At 39.3% G+C, this 22226-nt stretch carries 20 protein-coding genes and 1 other annotated feature; of the genes, 2 read left to right on the top strand and 18 right to left on the bottom strand.

Translation table 11 applies throughout. From position 1 onward, the window contains the following. Nucleotides 1-79: 79 nt before the first annotated feature. The 8 genes from JOC31_RS04460 to JOC31_RS04425 form a co-directional block, all read right to left on the bottom strand. Complete coding sequence (locus JOC31_RS04460) at nucleotides 80-784, bottom strand: GNAT family N-acetyltransferase (RefSeq protein WP_205016964.1); 705 nt, start codon at nucleotides 782-784, stop codon at nucleotides 80-82. Between the two features lie 157 nt (nucleotides 785-941). Further along, nucleotides 942-1235, bottom strand: coding sequence for a 50S ribosomal protein L27 (rpmA, locus tag JOC31_RS04455; RefSeq protein ID WP_003065365.1), 294 nt, complete (start codon nucleotides 1233-1235; stop codon nucleotides 942-944). Between the two features lie 22 nt (nucleotides 1236-1257). Then, entirely contained in the window at nucleotides 1258-1593 is a 336-nt protein-coding gene (locus JOC31_RS04450) for a ribosomal-processing cysteine protease Prp (protein WP_205016963.1), read from the bottom strand. A gap of 12 nt (nucleotides 1594-1605) precedes the next feature. Next, on the bottom strand, nucleotides 1606-1920 hold the full coding sequence (gene rplU / locus JOC31_RS04445; RefSeq protein ID WP_205016962.1) for a 50S ribosomal protein L21: 315 nt from the start codon (nucleotides 1918-1920) through the stop codon (nucleotides 1606-1608). A gap of 34 nt (nucleotides 1921-1954) precedes the next feature. Beyond that, nucleotides 1955-2028 (bottom strand) — a sequence feature (ribosomal protein L21 leader region). 79 nt (nucleotides 2029-2107) lie between these two features. Further along, nucleotides 2108-2641 carry a GNAT family N-acetyltransferase gene (locus tag JOC31_RS04440; RefSeq protein WP_205016961.1) on the bottom strand — a complete coding sequence of 178 codons (534 nt, stop codon included), beginning with the start codon at nucleotides 2639-2641 and terminating at the stop codon, nucleotides 2108-2110. Further along, nucleotides 2632-3828, bottom strand: coding sequence for a CapA family protein (locus tag JOC31_RS04435; protein WP_386705404.1), 1197 nt, complete (start codon nucleotides 3826-3828; stop codon nucleotides 2632-2634). The genes JOC31_RS04440 and JOC31_RS04435 overlap by 10 nt, the downstream gene beginning before the upstream one ends. A 240-nt stretch (nucleotides 3829-4068) precedes the next feature. After that, complete coding sequence (thiI, locus tag JOC31_RS04430; RefSeq protein WP_205016959.1) at nucleotides 4069-5292, bottom strand: tRNA uracil 4-sulfurtransferase ThiI; 1224 nt, start codon at nucleotides 5290-5292, stop codon at nucleotides 4069-4071. Nucleotides 5293-5323: 31 nt separating this feature from the next. After that, complete coding sequence (locus JOC31_RS04425; RefSeq protein ID WP_205016958.1) at nucleotides 5324-6469, bottom strand: cysteine desulfurase family protein; 1146 nt, start codon at nucleotides 6467-6469, stop codon at nucleotides 5324-5326. 141 nt (nucleotides 6470-6610) lie between these two features. On the opposite strand from JOC31_RS04425, the gene JOC31_RS04420 reads away from it, so the two are divergent. After that, complete coding sequence (locus JOC31_RS04420) at nucleotides 6611-7057, top strand: DUF6556 family protein (RefSeq protein WP_205016957.1); 447 nt, start codon at nucleotides 6611-6613, stop codon at nucleotides 7055-7057. A 189-nt stretch (nucleotides 7058-7246) separates the two neighbouring features. After that, on the top strand, nucleotides 7247-8497 hold the full coding sequence (locus JOC31_RS04415) for a bifunctional folylpolyglutamate synthase/dihydrofolate synthase (protein ID WP_205016956.1): 1251 nt from the start codon (nucleotides 7247-7249) through the stop codon (nucleotides 8495-8497). Nucleotides 8498-8702: 205 nt separating this feature from the next. On the opposite strand, the gene gorA is transcribed toward JOC31_RS04415, so the two are convergent. The 10 genes from gorA to cps2T form a co-directional block, all read right to left on the bottom strand. Continuing rightward, complete coding sequence (gene gorA, locus JOC31_RS04410; protein ID WP_205016955.1) at nucleotides 8703-10055, bottom strand: glutathione-disulfide reductase; 1353 nt, start codon at nucleotides 10053-10055, stop codon at nucleotides 8703-8705. 115 nt (nucleotides 10056-10170) lie between these two features. Then, entirely contained in the window at nucleotides 10171-11607 is a 1437-nt protein-coding gene (locus JOC31_RS04405; RefSeq protein WP_338058828.1) for a glycosyltransferase family 39 protein, read from the bottom strand. 238 nt (nucleotides 11608-11845) lie between these two features. After that, nucleotides 11846-13120 carry a hypothetical protein gene (locus JOC31_RS04400; protein WP_205016953.1) on the bottom strand — a complete coding sequence of 425 codons (1275 nt, stop codon included), beginning with the start codon at nucleotides 13118-13120 and terminating at the stop codon, nucleotides 11846-11848. Then, a complete protein-coding gene (locus JOC31_RS04395) occupies nucleotides 13117-14766 on the bottom strand; it encodes an LTA synthase family protein (RefSeq protein ID WP_239551647.1) in 1650 nt (549 codons plus the stop codon). Before JOC31_RS04395 ends, JOC31_RS04400 begins: the two co-directional genes overlap by 4 nt. Next, complete coding sequence (locus JOC31_RS04390) at nucleotides 14763-16535, bottom strand: rhamnan synthesis F family protein (RefSeq protein ID WP_205016952.1); 1773 nt, start codon at nucleotides 16533-16535, stop codon at nucleotides 14763-14765. Before JOC31_RS04390 ends, JOC31_RS04395 begins: the two co-directional genes overlap by 4 nt. Next, nucleotides 16535-17929 (bottom strand): glycosyltransferase family 2 protein, encoded by a 1395-nt coding sequence (locus JOC31_RS04385; RefSeq protein ID WP_205016951.1) that lies wholly within the window; start codon nucleotides 17927-17929, stop codon nucleotides 16535-16537. The genes JOC31_RS04390 and JOC31_RS04385 overlap by 1 nt, the downstream gene beginning before the upstream one ends. Before the next feature lie 21 nt (nucleotides 17930-17950). Further along, nucleotides 17951-19177: an ABC transporter ATP-binding protein gene (locus JOC31_RS04380; protein ID WP_205016950.1), complete on the bottom strand. Its 1227-nt coding sequence runs from the start codon at nucleotides 19175-19177 to the stop codon at nucleotides 17951-17953. Continuing rightward, entirely contained in the window at nucleotides 19177-19980 is an 804-nt protein-coding gene (locus tag JOC31_RS04375) for an ABC transporter permease (RefSeq protein WP_205016949.1), read from the bottom strand. Before JOC31_RS04375 ends, JOC31_RS04380 begins: the two co-directional genes overlap by 1 nt. A 2-nt stretch (nucleotides 19981-19982) precedes the next feature. After that, nucleotides 19983-20915 (bottom strand): glycosyltransferase family 2 protein, encoded by a 933-nt coding sequence (locus JOC31_RS04370; protein WP_205016948.1) that lies wholly within the window; start codon nucleotides 20913-20915, stop codon nucleotides 19983-19985. Next, a complete protein-coding gene (cps2T, locus tag JOC31_RS04365; RefSeq protein ID WP_205016947.1) occupies nucleotides 20905-22059 on the bottom strand; it encodes a beta 1-4 rhamnosyltransferase Cps2T in 1155 nt (384 codons plus the stop codon). The genes JOC31_RS04370 and cps2T overlap by 11 nt, the downstream gene beginning before the upstream one ends. Nucleotides 22060-22226 lie beyond the last annotated feature (167 nt).

The following is a 22226-nucleotide window of genomic DNA, read 5'->3' as shown; positions in this document are numbered from 1 at the left end:
CTGACTCTTCTAAACTTAATGCTACAATAATCTCTCTCCAAAAAAGACAAATCAGAAATAGCACTGATTTGTCTTCTTTTTATTGCACTCTAAATGCTTTCAGAGACTGCTTCTGTTGACCATCTTTATCAAAATTTTCAGGCGATAGCCAGTTTTCAAAAGCTAATTTCAAACTAGGCCACTCACTATCAATGATAGAGAACCAATCCGTATCTCGTGTTCTCCCCTTATAGACTGTATGTTGACGAAAAGTGCCTTCATATCTAAAGCCTAAACGCTGTGCTGCCTGAGCAGATGGCTTATTAAAACGATCACACTTCCACTCATAGCGGCGATAGCTAAGTTCTTCAAAGACATACTTCATAACAAGGTATTGAGCTTCTGTCGCTGCTCTGGTCTTCTGCAGTGCCGGTGCATAAATAACACGCCCCATCTCAACAACTCGATTATGGGGATCAATTCGCATCAAAGAAAAAGTACCGAGTACCTTTCCAGAATACTTCTCTCGAATCGCAAAAAAGTAAGGATTTTCTGATACTTGGTATTCTTCTAGACAAGTACGAACAGCCTCTTTTGAGGTGAATGGCTGTCCATACATGTAGGTCCAATCTGATGGATCAACCTGTTTCCAATAAAAATCTGCAACATCATCTAGATGCTTCTTGGCATCAATATGTTCAAGCCGACAGTAATTTCCTTCCAAAACAGATACATCAGGCATAGCACCCGATGTATAACCTAACAGACTTTCCCCAATCTCTTGTCCATAAACATTCACAACCATAAGCAACCTCCTTGGCTTGTTATCATTATTTTAGCACCTCTCACTGTTTTTGCAAGACATCATAAGACGATTTTGTAAAAAAGGAACTTCAGTCTCTTTGAAAATAAAATAGGCTTTCCGAAATTACGGAAAGCCTATTTTATGAGGTTTTTAAACCTTATTTAGCGATTGGGTAAACAGATACTTGTTTTTTATCGCGACCTTTACGTTCGAAACGAACAACACCTTCAACTTTAGCGAAAAGTGTGTCATCGCCACCACGTCCAACGTTTACACCTGGATAGATGTGTGTACCGCGTTGACGGTAAAGGATTGATCCACCTGAAACTGTTTGACCGTCAGCTGCTTTAGCACCAAGACGTTTAGCTTGTGAATCACGACCATTTGATGTAGAACCTCCACCTTTTTTGTGGGCGAAAAGTTGCAAGTTAGCAAGATTCATTTTTAACATAATGTTGTGTCCTCTCTTATTCTTAATTGGTAATAACCTTAGCACTTACAAATTCAGCAGAATTATCAGCTAAATTGGTTATTCCTAGAAGAAAGCTCTCAAATAAAACTTGTGCCTTCTCCTCTGTTTTTTGGGCTACTTGAGAAATATCTATCTTCATATAACCCCCATCAATCTCATCGATGTCTAAATCAACAGTACAGTTGGCCAACACTTCTAGGCTATTAACTAAGTTAATGGCAAGTGTTGAAACAGCTGCGCATACGATATCAAATCCATACTCACCAGCTCCAGCATGTCCCGTCAGCTCAACGCTTTCGAGACTACCTTCATGACGAATAAAGGTTACTTGAATCATATTAGCTTAGAATTAAGCGTTGATAGCGTTGACAACAACTTTTGTATAAGGTTGACGGTGACCTTGTTTACGGTGGCTACCTTTTTTAGGTTTGTATTTGAATGTTACAACTTTCTTTTGTTTTCCTTGTTTTTCAACAGTTCCAACAACAGTAGCTCCTTCAACAACTGGAGTACCAACTTTAGTTGTTTCTCCACCAACAAGAACAACTTCGTTAAATGTAACTTCTGCTCCTGCTTCAACGTCAAGTTTTTCAACGTAGATAGCTTGACCTACTTCAACTTTAACTTGTTTTCCACCAGTTTTGATGATTGCGTATGTGCTCATTATGCACCTCCTATAAAATTTTGTTTGAGGAAGACCTCTTGTGAAGACTCGCCTAGTACCGTGAGTACGAAACTGCTTGAAACGGTAGTCGTGCGGTTGCACAGGATGTGCATTTAGTCAACATTGCTATTCTATCACGCTGTTTCTTCTTTTTCAAGGATTTATCATTAAATTTCTCAAAAATATTTTATGTCACTGCTATTTTCAATAGACCAAAGACTATCTTTTTCATGAGCTCTTCAAAACTCCTTACATCAAGACTTTTATCCGACACCATTATCTGATAAACTTCACTTCCTTCACAGTAGAGATGCTCTGTCAACTCAAAGCCATTTCTTTCATAAAAGGACAGGCGCTTCAAGCGTTGGTCATAGTTTTCAGCCTCTTCATCGATCGGTTCGATAGCTAGCAGTTGTGGGCGATGCCCTGCTTCTTCCTTTAATTTTTGAAGAATGGCAGAGCCGTATCCCTTGGATTGTGAATGGCTACTAACGGCTAAGAATAATATGAAATAGATATGCTCGTCCGCAATAACATAAGCCAGACCAACAAAGTCTTCCCCGTCATAAAAAGCATACCAATCAGCTAACTTGCGCCAACTATTGAGCATTAACAAAGAATAGGGCAAACGCTCTTCTGGTGGGAAGGCTTGTTTGTACAGCTGTTTTACTTGCTTGGATATTTTTGAAAAAGGATAGACCTTTTGTGCCCTTATTTCCATTTTAGATTCACCAATTCAGTCATTTCCTTGTAGGCAGTGTCAACACGCGCTTTCATCGAGTCGTCAAGAACATCGCGGTATTTTCCACCCTCGATAAAGTCCTCCAAGATAAGGGTACGATAATCACGGTATTCATAACCATAAGTTGAATCATAAGTTCCTTTTCCCCAAGACCAAACTAAGGTTGGGTGAGCTTTCACTGTTTTAATGGTCGTTTGTTTTCCTGATTTTTCAAAGGTGACATCCATCAGTAGACCACGTTCTGTCCAAATATCATCAACCGTTTCCTCACGTTGATTAGAGATAAAATTCCCCATTGAATAGATGATAAATTTCTGTTGACCATCTTTTTTAATGATTTCTGAAGGTTCTGCAACATGTGGGTGACCTCCAAAAACAACATCCGCTCCCCAATCGATCATCTTATGGTAGAGGGTAACCTGCTCATCTGTCGGTGTTCGTTGGTATTCCACACCCATCTGAGGCATCACAATGGTTACATCAGCTTCTTTCTCTGCTTTTTTCAAATCAGCCTTTATCTTCTCTTCGTTTAAATCTGATAGGTGAGCATTGTATTCTTCACTTGTTAAGTTGGCATCCATACCATTATAACCGTAAGCATAGCCTAAAATAGCTATTTTGATACCATTAACTTCCTTGATGAGGATATCCTCTTTGTCTCGGTTCTCCTTGTAAATCCCAATTGTTGATAGACCTAGATTTTCAAAAGTGTTAACGGTGTTAATCGCTCCAGATAGCCCCGAATCTAGAATATGATTATGAGCCAAATCAATAACGTCATAGCCTGTATCTTTAAGAGTTGTGGCTATTTCAGACGGTGCATTAAATAAAGGATACCCTGCTAATGGGTAGTCCGAACTAATCGTCCCCTCATAATCCCCAATTGCCAAATCAGCTGAGCTGATCCAATCCTTTGCATACTGAAAATAATCATCAAAATGATAAGTGCCGTCGGATTGTAGCGCACTGGTGTAGAGGATATCGTGTAATAGAATATCTCCATTTGCGACAACGCGAGCGGTTTGTGGTGTTTTGGACTGTTTGGTCGAAGCAGGGCCAGCTTGAGTAAACTGACCTGTAACATCGCTATATGTCGCCGTTAAAAATGCCAGACCAAGCACACCTAAACAAGCTAGACTGGTCTTTTGATATGGTAATCTCATCAGAGTCCTCCTAAACATTTTCTTTCTTTTATTATAGCATATACCTGTACCTATGTTTTATCCCAATCATGCTTGGAGTAAAACAAAAAGAAGCTGAGACGACAGTCTTTAGCTTCTTATCTTTTTATCATATCATTTTTGTTATCAGTGTTTCTCCCACACACTTCATTAGGTGTTTTAGTTCAAAAACTACTGCTACGTGGAGGTGGGGAAATCTAGGATTGATATTATCCCACTCTCTACCTATAGCAAGTCGTCGATTAAGTCATCAACTTGATCTTGGTTTTCTTCAACTGGGGTGATTTCGGTAATGATAATGCCTGCCACTGCTCGTTCAACCAAACCTTCGACGTCCATGCGTCGCTCATACTGCTCGGCATTTTTGATTTTTGGATTTGTTTTTGGACGATCTGGTGCAAAAATGGTGCAGCAATCCTCAAAAGGCTGGATGGAAATGTCAAAGGTATCAATCTTTTGAGCAATATCAATAATTTCCAGCTTGTCCATGGTGACTACTGGACGAATAACAGGTGTTGTTGTCACCGCATTGATGGCCTGCATTGATTCTAAGGTTTGACTAGCAACCTGACCAAGACTTTCGCCGTTAATAATGACCAGACCATTTCTGACCTCACGAATGCGATCAGTAATACGCATCATGAAACGACGTGTTAGTGTCATCAAGTAAGCCTCTGGTGCCTTTTCCTTGATTTCTTCTTGAATTTCCGTAAACGGCACTTCAATAAACTGAATATTACCACCGAATTTAGTCAATTTACGGGTCAAATCGTGAGCTTTTTTCAGTGCTCCTGGACTGGTGTACGGAGGGCTAGCAAAATGCACCGCCTCGATATCGACTCCACGTTTAAGAGCTAGAAAACCTGCAACTGGTGAGTCAATCCCACCTGATAGCATGAGCATTCCCTTACCAGAGGTACCTACAGGAAGCCCTCCAGCACCCTTAATTTCTTCGTAAGAAATGTAAGCAGCTTCATCACGGATTTCGACCTTGAGGTTAATGTCAGGCTTTTTCATCTGAGCCTGAATGTTCGGTAGAACCTCAAAAACAGCGCCACCCAAAGTCTGATTAAGCTCACGTGAATCCAGTTCAAAGGAATGGTCAGCACGCTTGCTTGATACCTTGAAAGTCATGCCTTCTTGGTAAATGTCTGTCATAATGTCCTGCACCGCTTTTTTCAAAACAGCCACATCCTTGTCCAGACGATAAACAGGATTGAAGGCTTGAATCCCAAAAATTTGCTTGAGGGACTCTGCGACTGGTTCGTAGTCTGTTCCATTAAGGAAAACGTGCCCACGGTCACGGTCGGCCGTCACCTTAACATTTGGATAGATAGACAAAACATCCTGAATATTGTGTTTCAATTTATTGATGAAACGCATGCGGTTTTTGCCTTTAGTTGATAGCTCGCCGTAACGAACCATGATTTCTGAATAAGTTAGTGTCATTTCCTTTTCCTTCTAAGTGTGAGAATGACTATCACCTCACCTTTTTCGTTTTGTCATAGATTTGTTTGAAAATTGTTAAAAATTGCTCAACCTGACCCATATCATTGTCATCATCGAGACTGATACGGACTGCGGTTTGAGCGATTTTAGTCGGCACGCCCATTGAAATCAAGGTTCCAGCGGGTTTACCAGCCTTAGACGAGCAGGCAGAGGTTGTCGAGATGTAAATCTCGTGCTCTTCAAAGGCATGAACAATCACCTCTCCACGGACATTCTTGATACCAAACGTTAGAATATTAGGTGCAAAGTCCCCGCCGTCCTCAGAAAATAGACTAATAGCATCGTGCCTTGCCAACTCAGTGTAGATGATTTCTTTCATCTTAGCAATCTTTGGTAAGCTTCTTTCTTCCTTGTCCAAAGTCAATCGCAGAGCCTTTGCCATAGCAGCGATACCGGCTACATTTTCAGTGGTTGAGCGAAGGTCTCCTTCTTGACCGCCACCTGTCAATAGCGGAGCAATTTTCTTGCCTGTCTTTTTATAGAGGAAGCCAACTCCACGCACAGCATGGAACTTGTGTCCTGAAAAAGAAGCCAAGTCCACACGATCAGTCAGATAAGCGTGAGTAGGGATTTTACCAATCGCCTGCACAGCATCGACATGGAAGGTAATGGTCGGCTTGTCAGCTAAAAGATTTGAAATGGCTTGAATAGGCTGAATAGATCCAATTTCATTATTGACTGCCATAATAGAAACCAAAATGGTATCAGGTCTCAAAAGCGCAGCCAATTGCTCCACATCGACAAACCCTCTAGCATCAACGGGTGCATAAGAAACATCAAAACCTTGTGTGCTCAGCCATTTTGCCGACTCCTTAATAGCTGGATGCTCAATATCAGAAACAATGATATGCTTTCCGTAGCGCGCCTTCTCAAAAGCCACTCCCTTGAGCGCCCAGTTATCACTTTCTGTTCCGCCAGATGTAAAGAAAATCTCTTTGGCGTCCTTTCCTAGAAGTTCTGCAATTTGTTTCCGTGATGCTTCCAGGATACGTGTCGCTTGACTTCCTAAGTTGTGAAGACTAGATGGATTACCCCAGATTTTGCTTGAGACCTCTTGATAGGTACGTAAGGCTTCTGGGTAGGGGATAGTTGTCGCAGAGTTGTCTAAATAAATCATGTGATATCCTTTGTTGTTTACTCAATCCTTATCATTATACCATAGTTTTTGAAGGGAAGTCTCTTTGAAATTCGAGTTTTCTTTAGCATTTTTTAAAAGAAAATCATATAATAGAATCTAGAAATAAAAAGGAGTTTTTCAATGTCAAACTACTCACGCAGTCGTAAAACTGAACAACCAGAACCTTCTAAAAAAGTGACAACTCATGTCAAAACAGGATTTTCTGCCCTTCAAAAAACAGTGGCTACTCTTGCTTCAATATTTTCGATCATTGTCGCTTCAATCACCATTACGAACTACATGAATCAGTCATCAAAAAACTCGGATACAGATTCTAGTAAACCCTCTACAACTGTTGTCATCAAAGAAAGAACGAATAATCAGACAGATAACTCTGCTACAACGACTTATCAAGACTCATCTGACTTTAGTAACGATGACCAATATAATACAACAACTACTGATAGCTACCAATCTAGCTCATCAGCTGTGAGCGAAGCAACTGAAAGTCAATCAAATGATAGCGGCACTGATACAACGTCAGGTGCAACTAACTCAGCAGGAAACGATAGTAACCTTAGTCAATAAATTAATACATTAGAGCCACCAACAAAAAAGATGGTGAGACTAGACTGCACCCCAAAAGTTAGACATAGAACCTAACAATTGGGGTGCTATTTTTATAGCATTAAGTTAAGTGGTGCAAAAAAGGTAACTTTATCACCCTTATCCATGCTTGACGACGCTTGATCTCATAAAGTGTGCTATAATGCTCCTATGACTTATCAAGAAACACTACAATTTATTCACTCCTTCAAAGCTAACGGTCGACAGACTAGCCTCAAACGCATGAACTGGCTACTAGAGCAAGTTGGAAATCCCCAACATCGTTTCTCTGCTGTACATATTGTTGGAACCAATGGAAAAGGGTCTACTACTGCCTACCTCCAACATATTTTCACACAATCAGGTTACCAAACTGGAACTTTCACCTCTCCTTTTATTACTCGTTTTAACGAGAGAATCGCTATTGATGCCAATTCTATTTCTGATGATGATTTGATTACTCTAGTAGAGCAGCTAAAACCTTATCTCCTGAAAGTAGAGAAAGAAACTGACTTGGGTTCTGTGACAGAGTTTGAGTTGGTTACCTTACTGATGTTTCTTTACTTCGCACAGCAAAACGTTGATATCGCCTTTATCGAAGCTGGTATCGGTGGAGAATACGATGCCACCCATGTCTTTCATCCAAGAGCAATGGTCTGCACGTCTATCGGATTTGACCATACAGATAAACTTGGCACCTCTCTGATTGATATTGCCAAACATAAGGTTGGTGTTATCGAAGACGATCTTCCTTTTATCTTCGCTAAAGTTCCCAACAAGGCACGACAGGTCTTTTACAACACTGCCTATGAATACGAAGCTCCTACCTTTGAACTAGGGCAGGATTTCAAGATTTTGACGAAAGGCAACGCTTTTGATTTTTCTTATCATGACATCCGTTTATCCGATATCAAACTTAAAATGCTAGGGCAGCACCAACAATCCAATGCCGCACTAGCCATTATGACCAGCCTTGTCCTGTCAGAAGAATTTCCCAATATTAACCTAAGTCATATCAAAACTGGCTTGGAAAAAGCGACCTGGCCGGGGCGAAGCGAGCTTATGACAGATAACATCATCTTAGATGGTGCCCATAACCCACAAGGTTTAGAGAGTTTGAAGGACATGCTTGACAGCAACTTCTCCGACCGTCAAATCCACATTCTCTTTGCAGGACTGAAACGTAAACCCATTAGCCAGATGCTAGCCATACTAGATGATTTTGACCTCAGTGTGACTAGCTTTGATTTCTTTGAAGCCTTACCTTTGGATGACTATGATGAATCATTTAACAAGGTGACGCATTACCAGAACTGGCTAGCTCAAAGCCAGACATCGGATGACCTCTTTGTCATCACAGGCTCACTTTACTTTATCTCAGAAGTGAGAAACTATCTTTTGAAGACTAAAAAAACAGATTAGGAATTTACTCCTAACCTGATTTTTTGTGGCTAAATAGTCTATCTCATCGTCACAAACTCTTCAGCTCACGCTGGGTGAATGGCTCACTTCGTTAACAAACGAAGTGAGGTTAAAGGACACAGTCCTTTAATACTTTCAATTGAAGCCATTCGCACAACTCATAAAATATAATGTTACCCTTGTAGTCTGTTATCAAGTGATAAATTTATCGCATCGTCACAAACTCTTCAGCTCCTGTTGGGTGAATGGCAACCGTATTATCAAAATCTTCCTTAGTTGCTCCCATCTTGATGGCAACGGCAAAACCTTGAATCATCTCATCAACACCGTAACCAATACCGTGAAGTCCGATAATTTTTTCATCTGCTCCAAGCGTCACTAATTTCATCTTGCTTGGCTGACGGTGGTCTCCAAGAGCTGTGTACATTGGTGTGAAACTTGAACGATAAACCTTGATTTGGTCTTGACCAAATTGCTCAATAGCAGCTTCTTCTGACAAACCGACTGATCCGATAGCTGGGTGGCTAAAGATGACAGTCGCTACATCTTTGTAATCCATTTTGGCATTTGGTTTATTATTGAACAAACGCTCTGCTAATTGGCGACCTGTCTTGACCGCAACTGGTGTCAACTCAACCTTACCATTGACATCACCGATAGCATAAACACCCTCAACGTTGGTATTTTCAAACTCATCTGTTGCAATGAAACCACGACTATTTAGCTCAACGCCAGTATTTTCAAGCCCATAGCCAGTGATGTTTGGACGGCGACCGATTGCCCAGATAAGGGTATCAACCGTATGTTCCTCACCGTTTTCAAGCACAAGCGTCAAGCTACCATCTGCATTTTTAAGCACTTCTTTTGGTACCGAATGGGTATGAAGTTGAGGACCGTGGGCTTCCATCTCTTCTACAAGTGTTGTGATGATTTCTTTGTCAAAATTGCGGAGCGGACGATCTTGGCGAACAAAGAGATGCGTCTCTGAGCCAAGAGCATGAAGAACACCAGCCACTTCAACGGCAATGTAACCACCACCAACAACAGCCGTGCGTTTTGGAAGAGCATCCAATTCAAAGAAGCCATCAGAAGTGATACCGTACTCAGCACCAGGAATTTCTGGGTAAAGGGCGTGACCTCCAGTCGCAATCAAAATATGTGGAGCAGTGTAACGCTCACCAGCCACTTCAACCGTATGGGCATCTACAAACGTCGCATACTCATAGACACGCTCAACGCCATTGCTATCAAAGCCTCGTTCGTAAGAACCGTGAATACGCTCAATATAAGCCTGACGATTAGCCTTCAAAGTCTCAAAATTAAAAGCTTTCTGTTCCACATCAAAGCCATAGTCAGCTGCATAGTTATTGATGGTCTCAGCAACCTGAGCCCCATACCACATGACCTTTTTAGGAACACAACCAACATTGACACAAGTTCCACCGACTGCCTTTCCTTCAAACAAAATGACTTTTGCTCCGTGCATGGCAGCTCGGTTAGCCGAAGCAATCCCACCTGAACCACCACCAATAACAATATAATCGTATTCTTTAACCATTCGAACTCCTTTAATCTTAATTGAATACCATTACTCTAGCATAATTTTAGTATCTGCTCAAGAATCTGCTACGTTTTTTGTACCAATCGGTACAAAAATGTATTGACAGCAATCATTAGCTTTTATAATGCTTCATTAGCTTGTCTTTAAAACTAACAACAAAGCGCTTACTAGATCTGTTATTTTCTATAAGATTCAAGAAAGATTGAAAACCTAAAGCACTCAACAAGAAAATTTGAGGAGAGAATTGAATCAGGTAACGTGTCTTCCCTCCTTCAAATATCATCAAGAACAGGAGCCCCCCCAAGAGAGAAAGTATCAAGAAATGTTCTTTCATGCCAAATGTAGTTGGAAAAAGACTAAACAGTACAAGTCCTAAAATAAGGAACAACCAAGTCATCTGCAAATAGTCCCTTGAAAATTGAAACTCTTCTTGATCGGTATAAATTAAATGGTTTCTTACCCAAACAGCTAACGGAATATCCTTAAACCTCTTATACAGCGGATTCTGATAAAAAGCTCCCTCAAGACTAGCATCCTTATAGGTCCAGCCCAAAGTCCCATCTTGTAGCGTTAAACGTCCTTTCAAAAGCAAATGATCAGTAAAAGTTGAGCTATTGTAAGCTGCCAAGCGACGTTTGATATCTTTTAGGACAACACTCTTGTCATAACGACCATCATAAGAGCCGTCCATTTTTGGTGTCACAAAACCTGCCAAACCTGCTTGAAAATCTGCCTGATCCGTACCTGTCGAAGTTAATCCCAAATCAATAAAGCTTAACAAGGTTTTACTTTGACCAGATTGAATAGCTACTTCCTTTTGGTGTGACTGTGTGTACTGTAAGCTGACTACTAATAAGGAAAAACCAATACCGAAACCTACTATTACCTGGCCTAACAATTTAAATTTACCATAAACTAGTAATATCAAAAAGAAGGCAATAATCAAAACCAGCAAAGGAGGTCTGATATAAAAAGCAAGACCTGATAAAATTCCCAATAAAAGCGATTGAGACAAAATCACATCAATCCTGCTCTTTTTCTTTAGCAATAAAGACAAGGTAAGTAGCAACTGCCACATAATAAGTGGCAAAGCCATGATATCCGTGTACATGGCTAAAAACTGTGGTGTTGCCGCTAAAAGGACAAGGTAACTATAATAGGAGAGCACCGCAGTCCTTTGATTAAAGAAGCGTTTTTCTACCAAATAAAGACCAATAGCCGCACTATCTACAAATAGCATGTTAATAGCCTGCAAAACCCAAATAGCCTTTGCTCCAAACAAATGGTAAAAGGAACGCTCGTATAAAAACAAGGCTAAATTATTTGTATTTTCAGTCAGATATTGCGAAATCACAGCCTTATTTACCAAGTTCATAGCACCGTTAAATACCATGGCCGCATCCGATCGAATCATCAAATCTGTTGATAACAATAGGACAAGCTGCAATAAGACTGTTACGACAAATGCAACAGGCATCAAGCGAATAAACCAGACTCTCAACCTACTAAATAACACCCAGATGGCCACGGATACAAACACTAATACCATAAAGGGTACCACTAGCCCTGTCTTAAAAGTAGCTGCCGAGTAAAACCAAAATCCAGTCACAAAAACGAATACAATTGCTAACACAAGATTAAAAAACTTTAGAAACACAATATCTCCCTTCATTCTATCTTATCCTACACTTCTCAAGCCACACATAACCCCATAGAAAAGAAACTTCGATTTAAAAAGCACCCTAGCCTTAGGTCCTTCCTAAGCACTAAGATGCTAAATAACTCTATCACAAGGATTCTTTAGGCTCTTTAAACAAGTTGATCAATTCGCTATAGATTTCAGCTACTGCTATCAACAAAACAAAGAAAAGAGTAAAGATAAGCGGTGTGTAAGTTCTCTCCTCAGACACATAGATTGTTGGTGAGAAGGAAATTAACATTCTAGAGGCATATCCTGCTGCAACCATTGCAAAAACAAAATAAGATGATTTGCTATCAAAGATTCTAAAAATGATAATTCCTAGCGCCAACAAAATAACAAGGAAAAATAGGGTCGGTGTTAACCAGTCTTGTTTTGCCAAATTATAAACTAAACCTTGATAAATATCCTTGACCGTAATGGACTTTATAATTCCTGATAACCAGTCAATAGATTTTAATCTGGTCAGAACCAACAAAGCTGAAATAGCTAGACTCATAGCCGTTGATAACCAATCTTTTTTCAAAAAGGCTAACCAAACCAAGGCTGCTAATAAAAGGAAAACAATGGAAAACGTAAGGTTCATAAAAAGAACCCGATTGGTTTCAACAAACCCTTGATAGATTTTTTCAACGAGTGTTAGATCCGCAAAATGTCGATACCAGCTAGTGATTTCTTCCTTAGATCTGATGTCACTCCCTGGAGACAACAAGGCGGATAGGATACCTAACAAACCAAAGCCAAAGGCAGAAAGATGGAAATAATTCCATGACACCTTGGTGAATCCTTTAGCTTGAACAACTTCCTTCGCCAACAACATGAAAAATAAGACGAAGGTGATAATAGCAAATTGTTCTTGCATACAGGTGAAAATCCAAAAAGGAATCGATGCTAGGAACCACTTGTGATTTTGCTTAGACGTCATATACCATGCCGTCATAAAGGTAAAGGTTGGAAATAAATAATTGGTCACCGTCGCAATCAGACCAGCACTCGTATAGGTATCTGGGAAAAAGGTTGCTAGATACAAGATTGGTAGAAGAATTTCTAAACAAAGTTTTCCCTTAAAGAAAAACTGTTGAGCCATTTTTAGAAAGGCAAACGTTCCGAGGAAAAGCACTATCTGAAATAAAATGGTATGAATCGAAAAATACATCGTAGCAGACTCTATCAAAAGACGACTACTCCAAGTCATGTAGCGATCAATGGCAAATCCGAAGTAATTGTAATGCGTGTGCATTGCACGTTCTGCAAACCAAATTTGGTCACCGTTACGCTTGATATAGGTGGTTGATTCAATCAAAAAAATCAAACTAGCTGCAAGATAATAAGCGTTTAAAGCTATTTTCTTGAAATTAATCATTTGCTCACAACCTCCTCTTTTGCCGCAAAATACTTGGTCAACTGATTTTCAATAATGGATTGTTGACTCTCTGTCAATGATGTTATCGCTGCTCCGTCAGTGGATAGCAAATTGGAATTATCATGAAAAACAGTATCATAATTATTATTATTTTCTTTCGGCATAAAGAGGCTCACACCTAAGAAATAATTACTTGCTGAAATATCTAAGTAATCAAAGATAGTCGGTGCCATATCTAACGAATTGCGTCCTTGCACATCAACGGTTTGTGGTGTTATTCCTTTGTAGTAGATAAAGAGTGGTATCTTATCGACATCTCCATTGTCACGCTGATAATTAGGAAAGGCTTCTGAATAATCATTGTCCATATAAGTTGAATGGTCTGTCGTGAAGACAATCATGGTATTATCAGCCAAGGAACTGCTGTTGAATTTCTTCATAAATTCATTGAATTGGTAATCAAAATTATAGAATTTGTTTAGGAAAGGTGTCTTTCCATCACCATATTTCTTATCACTGGAATCAAGGGACATGTGCGTTCCAAAGGTATACATAGTGGTAAAGAATGGTTGACCGCTAGCATTTTGTTCGCTAATAGTGCTGTACAATTTTTCAAATGCTTCTTTGTCAGACAAGGTATTCTCTGAACCACTTGTTTTTGAAGAATCTGAAATGACATTATTGTAACCTAAATTTTCCAAATAGGATGTAAATTGGGTATTTTCAGGTTCTGTGTTGATAAATGACGTCTGATAACCTTGATTTGCAAACACGCTTTGCATTGATACCAAATTATTTTTATCATAATTTTCTAATTGATAACCTGAAAAGAGCTGCCCAATCAAGCCACGGTAGGTTGCAAAAGTATGATTGTAATAATTTTTAAATTGCAAAGATTGATCTTGCAACTTAGCCACGTTGGGCATGATTTTCTGACGGTCGTCAATAATATTCTGAGACAAGCCTTCGACAAAAATCAAAATGACGTTAGGTTTCTCTTTGAGACTGTCTGGTTTAGCTACTGCATCCTGAATCCCTGATTGGTAAAAAGTTTTCGCAACATTATCTTGATCAGCAATTTTGTTACGGAGCTGACGGTTATCAGCATACTGCTGAAAAATATCAAAAACACCAAAAGCCGCTGAGTAACCATTACCAACAAAAAGAGTAAAAATAAGATCACAAATAACAACTACTGACAGCATCTTTGCATGCTCAAATGGAAATTCTAGTTCCATAATAGGCAGGAAAGTTACCGCTAACATCAATAGGATACCAAAGAGATAGAGAGGCATCTTCCCACTCAGAGCACCTAAAGAATCCACATTCGTTAGCATTACCAAGGAAACGAAGGAGCCTCCAAAATAAAGGACAAAAAACTGTATATTGAAAACTAACAGTGCTAAACAGTTGAAGACGTAAGCCCATAACTCATGTCTGGTAAAAATAATATTAGTGATAATAATGATGCTAGCTAATTCAAAGAGCCCCACTAAAAAGTATGAAAATTGCCCCATTGAAATAGCTGCAAGAACAATGAGAATAAAAGGAAAAAGGTACTTGAGCCCTAGCATGATCTCAGGAGCATAGTCTTTAACCCACTCATAATAATGGTTCCACTTGTTATGTTTTAAATGACGATTCATGACTTAATTTTCTCTAAAGAACGTTTCACAATATACTTAATAGCCCTAGCTGGACCGATTACAATATATTTAAGCGCCCCTTTGATCCCTCCTAAATGATTAAAATCGACAAAGGTATGTGGAGCTGAATCTCCACGCTCATTGAGCAATTTATTGTCGATAAATGGTGTCAAAGCAATTGGATTTTGTGAAATTCGGAAGTCATAGTGCCTATCCCAAGCAATGTAAACCAACAAACGCTCGATTGCATGTAGAATCGAGTTTTGTGGCAATGGCTCTGCTGGTACCTCTTCTTCTGACAGGTTAAGTTCAAAGAGAGGGGCTAAGGCATCGTATTTAAACCAAACATATGTTCCATAGCTCATGACAAAGGTATGAAGGTGACCAAAATCAATCGGTTTTGTCATCTTCATCTTTTCCCAAAGGTCGTTCATTTCAGGAGCGATTTCATGTTCATTCCATGCATCAACAATCTTATTATAGCGGAAAAAAGTTGGAATATCAGCAATCACTAACCCTAAGTTTTCTTGCTTTTCCATCGACGTCAGGATAGTATCTGCTGGATTGATCAACATCTCAATCAGCTCCTTACGCCAGGACTCACCTGCCCAAAAATCAGCTTCTTTAGATTTCTTGGTGTGGAAATGGCCCACGTAGTCGTACTCTAATAAGTAATCCTTCAGTTTCAACATTGGGAGGACATCACGACCAACATTTCCTGTTACAAAAACTCGTGACGTTAACTGATTTTCAATCAGTATCCCTTCAATATCAGCTTGTTTTTCAAGACTATCTGTTGTGATAAAAAGGTCATACTTGAAGTGAAAACTCTTATGAAAGGCATCTAGAAAATCTTGAAGCAAGTCGACATAAAACACATGCAAATGAACTGCTACTTTCCCATCAATCTCTGATGTGAGTACTGTCTTATCAAGATATTTTCGTCCCAAAAGGTACTTAAAATCAGGATAGTTAATATCCGACATATGACTAACAATAAGATCAACTGGGTAAGAAGAGATGCTTTCAATATGATTCAACAGGTAAGGTGTGATGTGCTGATTAGCATCAATCGTCTTAACTTTGATAAATGGTACTCGATGATCCAAGATGGCTGTCGGATGATAGTAAGAAAAGTCAGCATGGAGTAAATGACTAGCATCCTCCTTAGTCGTATCAAACACAGCTTTATAGTGGTAGCCCGCATCTAACAAAGTTGTTGTCACCTGTGTCTCATAATGGTTAATGACATCTTGAACATTATCAAAGTCTTTGATATTGAGCCAGAAGGTTTTAAATGCTTGACTCGTCAATGCTGTCGCTTTAAAGGACATAAAATAGGATTGAAGATGTTCTCTAAAGCCCTGTGTTTGTCTCGATTTTGACGTTTCTCGGTTATTGGTCATTCCCCAAAAATCAACCTTTTTATCAGACTCAAAACGGTGATAAAGAGGTGCTAAATCCCATAGAGGACCAAAACAAGTATCGTTCATCACTGTTACAGAATCATAGCTAACCACTTGATCAAAACCAATATGAATCATTCCGTCACGCCAAGCAGCAAAGTCAAATCCTTTATTTTCACGTTGAATAAAGTCATCCATGAGACCTTTATCTCGAAGAAGCCCTTGATCTTCTGCTGACAGTAAGCTATTTGAAATGAAAACAATCTTACTAAATAACGGTCGCATCTCTTCTAGCTGATATAAAACATGCTGACTGATTCGATTGTATTTATTAAAATGTACATATAAAAGCAAACGCTTCATTATTTTCTCCTAAAGAAATTTATTAGTTTAGTTGGAATTGTCCATCGTCTTGAGTGTGTAACTGAATTATAGCGAACAACCATTTCTTCAAGTTGTTGTTTATAGGCTTGACTTTCTTGTTCAAAATGCTGGGCCTGTCTCATTAACTGACTGTGTTCACGATATAGAGTCTCATAGTCACTGAGTTGAGCAGTTAATTGAGCAACAAAATTATCTTGACTAGTGACGTCTGTGACATCGTACAACTCATAATCCAAAACAAATCGTTTGGATTTAAATGACGCAATATCAAAATACAATTGAGGGTCGTGATGCCCAAAGTAATACTGGTCACCGATAATAACCCCTGATGTGTGTTTGGGTAGAATCTGAGTCTGATAGTCCACGTTAATCAAGCGTAAGCTTTTGAAATAACTGGGAAGCTCTGTCATATCAATACGCACTAAATCTACTTGTTCAGGGAGCTCTATTTCTAGAGAACCTTTGGTTTGAACAGGGAAATGACGAGCATCCTCTTCTGAAAAATTTCCTTTCTCATCTGCAATATAAACCGTGATGAATTGCCCAGTCAGATAAGCGTTTGGTAAATGTGAGAGGGCTAAGCGTTTTTCAAATTCATTATGTTGAGGTAAGAGTTTTTCCAAGACCTTAGCAAAATCAGTATTAGGATACTTTTTAAGATAGGCTAACTGAGTATCCCTCAAGCGATCAAAACGATTTTCCAAACGAGCTACATTGAGTGTTCTTGAGTCTGACTCTGGATCCATACGATAAACAGTCGTCGAATCTGGTAAAAAGCTAAGCTGCGTTCTCTTGAACAACTCTAATTGAAGATCAAAAGTATCGTCAATAGCATCTAGAGAAATCGACTCATTGACTTCTAGCATGAGCTCTCTTTCAACTAGCCAAGTTGATGCCATGGTCATTCCTTTTAGGGCCAGCATTTCTTCATAGCTTGTAATCAGCGGAAGAACCTTGTTCTCAAAGGCTTTAGCCTGAGTGACCTGTCCGGTAGAAGTGACCATATCAAATTCCGTGTTAGACCATTTTGACTCGGAATTTTTCTCTAAAAGAGCCACTTGCTTCTCTAGTTTTTTAGGGTCAATCCAGTAGTCATCACCATCACAACGTGCGATGTAATCCCCTGTTGCTTCTTTACAAATCGCCACCCAAGTTTTTGTAATCCCTTGATTTTCACGATTGAAAAAAGCTCGGATTTTATCAGGGTAGCGTTCAGCATAATCTCTTATAATATCTGGCGATTGGTCGGACGACGCATCATCAACAATAATAATCTCAACTTCAAAATGCGTTTCTTGTGCTAAAAAACTATCGATTGCATCTGCAATCCAGTCTCCCTTATTATAGTTGGTACAAATAATTGATACTGTCATCCTCATTCCCTCTTTGTTTCTCTAGCTAAACTCCCAGCTTCCATTTCGCTGGTACAAACCGCTGGCAGAATCAAGTGCAGACTTATCAGAAGCAGCAATGTCATCACGACTAACTAAAATAATCGGTGTCTTAGCTGCATCTGAGAAAGCCAACATTTGTCCAGCTTCGTCACGAACTGTTACTTCCAATTTCAACTTAATATCATTTAAATGTGCGATATCACACTCGTAAACAACTTCTTTGCGTCCTTTGCCTTGACTTGGATAATCCATTGAGTTGTCATTGTAAACCCAGATATTACGATCAATATCAGTCAAAGATAAGGCGACATAAGTCTTAATGTCTTCTAAGACATCATAGGTTAGGCGGAAACGAATCTTCTCTTTTGGTGTCGTACGATTTGGTGACAAGAGTTCAACGTTGAGATTTTCAGCATAAATAACCGCTTCTTTAACCTCTTCTTCTGAAGATTCCTGTACCTCTTCTTTGCTGTCAGAGACTTGCTCAGTATTATCAAAACTATACTGGTTAGCTACATTGAAAGGTTCTCCGTAGGCTTTTACATAACCATTTTCAATAAGGACAGCTCGGTTACAATACTTCTTAACGGCACCCATATCGTGGGTAACCAAAATCGTTGTCTTCCCTGATTCTTTACGTTCCATAAAGTAATCGTTACACTTACGTTGAAAGGCCTCATCACCAACAGCCAAGACCTCATCTAGAATAAGGACATCACCTTGAGCCTTAATGGCAACTGAGAAAGCAAGACGCACCTGCATCCCACTTGAATAGTTCTTGAGTTTTTGATTCATAAACTCTTCAAGCTCTGCAAATTCAACGATATCATCATACATACCGTCGATTTCTTCAGTTGTAAACCCAAGCATAGCACCGTTCATGTAAACATTCTCACGACCAGTCAATTCGGGGTTGAAACCTACGCCTAACTCGATAAAGGAAACCAGTTTACCATCGATAGTCACTGCACCTTGTTCAGGAACATAAATCTGTGAAATGATTTTCAACAAGGTTGATTTCCCAGAACCATTACGCCCAACAATTCCAAAGAAGTCTCCTTTATAAACATCAAAGGAAATATCTTTCAGAACATGTTGTTCTTTATATCCCTTGATCCCTTTAAAGCGATTAACCATGGCTGTACGCAAACTGTTAGTTGCCTCCGTAGGTAAACGGAAAAACTTACTGACATGGTCTACTTTTACTGCAATCTGTTTTTCTGTCATTAGATAATCTCCGCAAATCTCTTAGCACTACGATTAAAAATAGCAAGCCCAATTCCTAAAATAAGAAAAGGTAACACGTAAGGAATAGCAATATACCAAACGTGAGTTGACATTTTCCAAACAGGTGTATTAGCTGGATCAATCAAAATATAACGTAAATCTTGAATGATTTGAGCTAAAGGATTAAGCATCATCACTTTCGCTGCTAATAAACTTTTTTCTGATACAAAACTAATCGGGTAAATAATGGGTGTGGCATACATCCCTGCCTGCATAAAGACTTCCCAGATTTGGTTCATATCACGAAACTTAACAAAGAGTGTTGCTAAAATCAAGGCTACACCAAATGCCAAAACAAAAAGTTCAAAGAAAAGCGGTAAGGCAAAAATCGCTTGCCATGAGCTCACTGCACCATTGATCACTGAGAATAAAAGAACAACAAGAAGGTTAATCCCAAAGTTAATCATGGCTCCGCAAATAGCTGATAGAACAATGATATGTTTTGAAAAGCTCAATTTACGCAACAAGTCGCCTCGAGTAACAATGGAAACCATCCCCATAGATGTCGCCTCAGAAAAGAAAGACCAGACAACATTGGCAAGTAAGAGAGCTACTGGAAAGTGCGGAACATCTCCTCCTAAACGTAGAAAACGAATGAAAACCACATACATAATGGCAAACATCATCATCGGTTTAAGAATTGACCACAGATAGCCAATCACACTCCCTTGATAACGCAGTTTAAAATCGGTTTTAATCAATTCTTTTAACAAAATACGATTTTTTTTGCTAAATAAATCCATTTTTATTTTCTCCTATAACCAAATTTGGTAATGATTAAGGTCTTAAAAACCAGCGTATGGAAGGCGCGATTTTTTCTTAGACCGTATTTGTTTAACATTGCAAGACGCTTGAGCAGAGGCTGATCCATAATCATCACAAAAGCTTCAACCAGCTCACGATGCTCACTTGGTAGTTCCAAGCTTAATAAAGCACTCGCTTGTTGCTGACTTGATTGAATAAGCCACCAATACTTGGCAATCAATTTATGGGGAGCCAGCCAGTTTTTCATCCGTTTTGACCAGGTTCTTGCTCCCAAAACATTAGCATCATGTTGACGATACAACTCTGTCGGTTCATCGATATAGATCAATTTCCCCATAGCTGCAGCGATCAAGGCTAAATACCAGTCGTGCATCAATAAACCTTCATAAGAAGTCCATTGTTCTGCAAGACTGTGATTGATTAGCGCAGTACCTCCAGTGACCGTATTCTCAGTGATTTCCTCAACTAGTTGTGTGTTAGCATGATGTGATTGGGTGCGAACCATACTTTCGTTGATTACAGTCAAATCCTGATCAACTACAGTCAAATCTGTATAAACCAACAAAGGTTGGTCCTGCCTTTCCCTCTGAATACGATCAAGGCAAAGTTCTAGTTTATGCTCCAACCAAATATCATCCTGGTCAGAAAAAAAGTAAAAATCTGCTGATTGGTATTTTAAAAGAGTAAAGAAATTTTTGATGACCCCATAGTTTTCACGATTCGTCGCATTAATGAAATGAATACGCTCATCCTCAGCTACAAAAGAATGAATTATCTCTGGGGTCTTATCTACAGAACCATCATCTCGAATATACAATTGCCAACCTGTAAAGGTCTGCGCCTGAATACTCTTAATCTGTTCTGCTAAAAACTGCTCTCCATTATAGGTGGACAGAAGAATGTTAACTTTCATTCAAAAATAATTCCTCATATTCTGCTACAATTTTTTGCCAAGTATAATTGGCTGTCATATGCTGATGGGCTTCTTGTCCTAACTGACTAAAATCCGATTCTTGATCTTTTTGATCTAGAAGTTTAGCAAGTGAGCCCTCTTTTTTCGTCCAATAAAGGGCTGTTTTCTGAGCCACCTGCTGATTAAAATCAACTCCAAGAACCAGGTTAAGATCTGTGTGTGCTAGGGCTTCTAGTAAGCCAGGATTGGTCCCTCCCACTTCATGACCGTGAATATAAGCAAAAGCTTCTTGTCTAATGTAGGTTAGCAAGTCCCTATCGTAAACAGTTCCCACAAACTTAATTCTTGGATCAGACTCAAAACCCGTTGCTTCTTTCAAACTATCAAAATAAGCATTACCTTCGTGATTACAAATAATAATTAAGTCTCGCTTCGTTTTTGACGCCATGAACTCTTTAATAACTGTTTCATAGTTATTCTCAGGAACAAAACGTCCTACAAGAAGGTAATAGCCTTTTTCAAGGCTCTGACAGTTATCAAAAAACGCACGTACACGCTCATCTTGTGATGATAAACTAGAGGCACTGAGGTCTGTTCCGTAGGCGATAAATGTCGTCTTAGACCAAGGGTAAGTTTCTCTGATATAGTTTTCAATCCCGATATTATCCGAAATCACCAAATCAGCTGTTTTAGTCATCATCTTTTCAGCATATTTCAAATAAGCTTGGACTGGGCGAGACCACTTACTGCGTTTCCATTCTAAGCCATCTGGATTGATGTAGAATTTTCCACCAAGATGCTTGATTTTACGCGCAAAAGGTCCCATGAAAGCGCCAATAGTATTTCCTAAAATATAAAAAATAGGTTTTTCAATGTTTTCAGCTTCAATGTAAGAAAAAGCTAGCCTTAATGCCTGCATATCATAAGCAATGACACGCGCCGGTCCCAAGGAGAGAGCCTTGACATTGAAGCAATCAACGCCTTTGTAGGAGAAGTGTGTTCCGTGCTCTGTGTCACTCAAGCAAGCAACATGGTACTGAATCTCACGAGAGGATTGATTGCTGACTAGTTCTTCTACAAAAGTCTCAAATCCTCCATACTTAGCAGGAAGCCCTCGACTTCCGATAATAAATACATGACGCACGGTCTACACCCCATTCTAAACATACAATCACTATTTATTATAACATATTTCTAACTATAATGGGCAAAATAAAAGGGCTCTATAATTTCTGTAGTGGGTAAATCTCATTCAGATATTGTAGGGCTTTTTGACGGTATGCAAAAAGTCCCACATGACTTATAATGAAA

It is taken from the genome of Streptococcus saliviloxodontae, from assembly GCF_016908655.1.
Classification (GTDB): domain Bacteria; phylum Bacillota; class Bacilli; order Lactobacillales; family Streptococcaceae; genus Streptococcus; species Streptococcus saliviloxodontae.
This window is presented reverse-complemented; position numbering and strand designations above follow the sequence as displayed.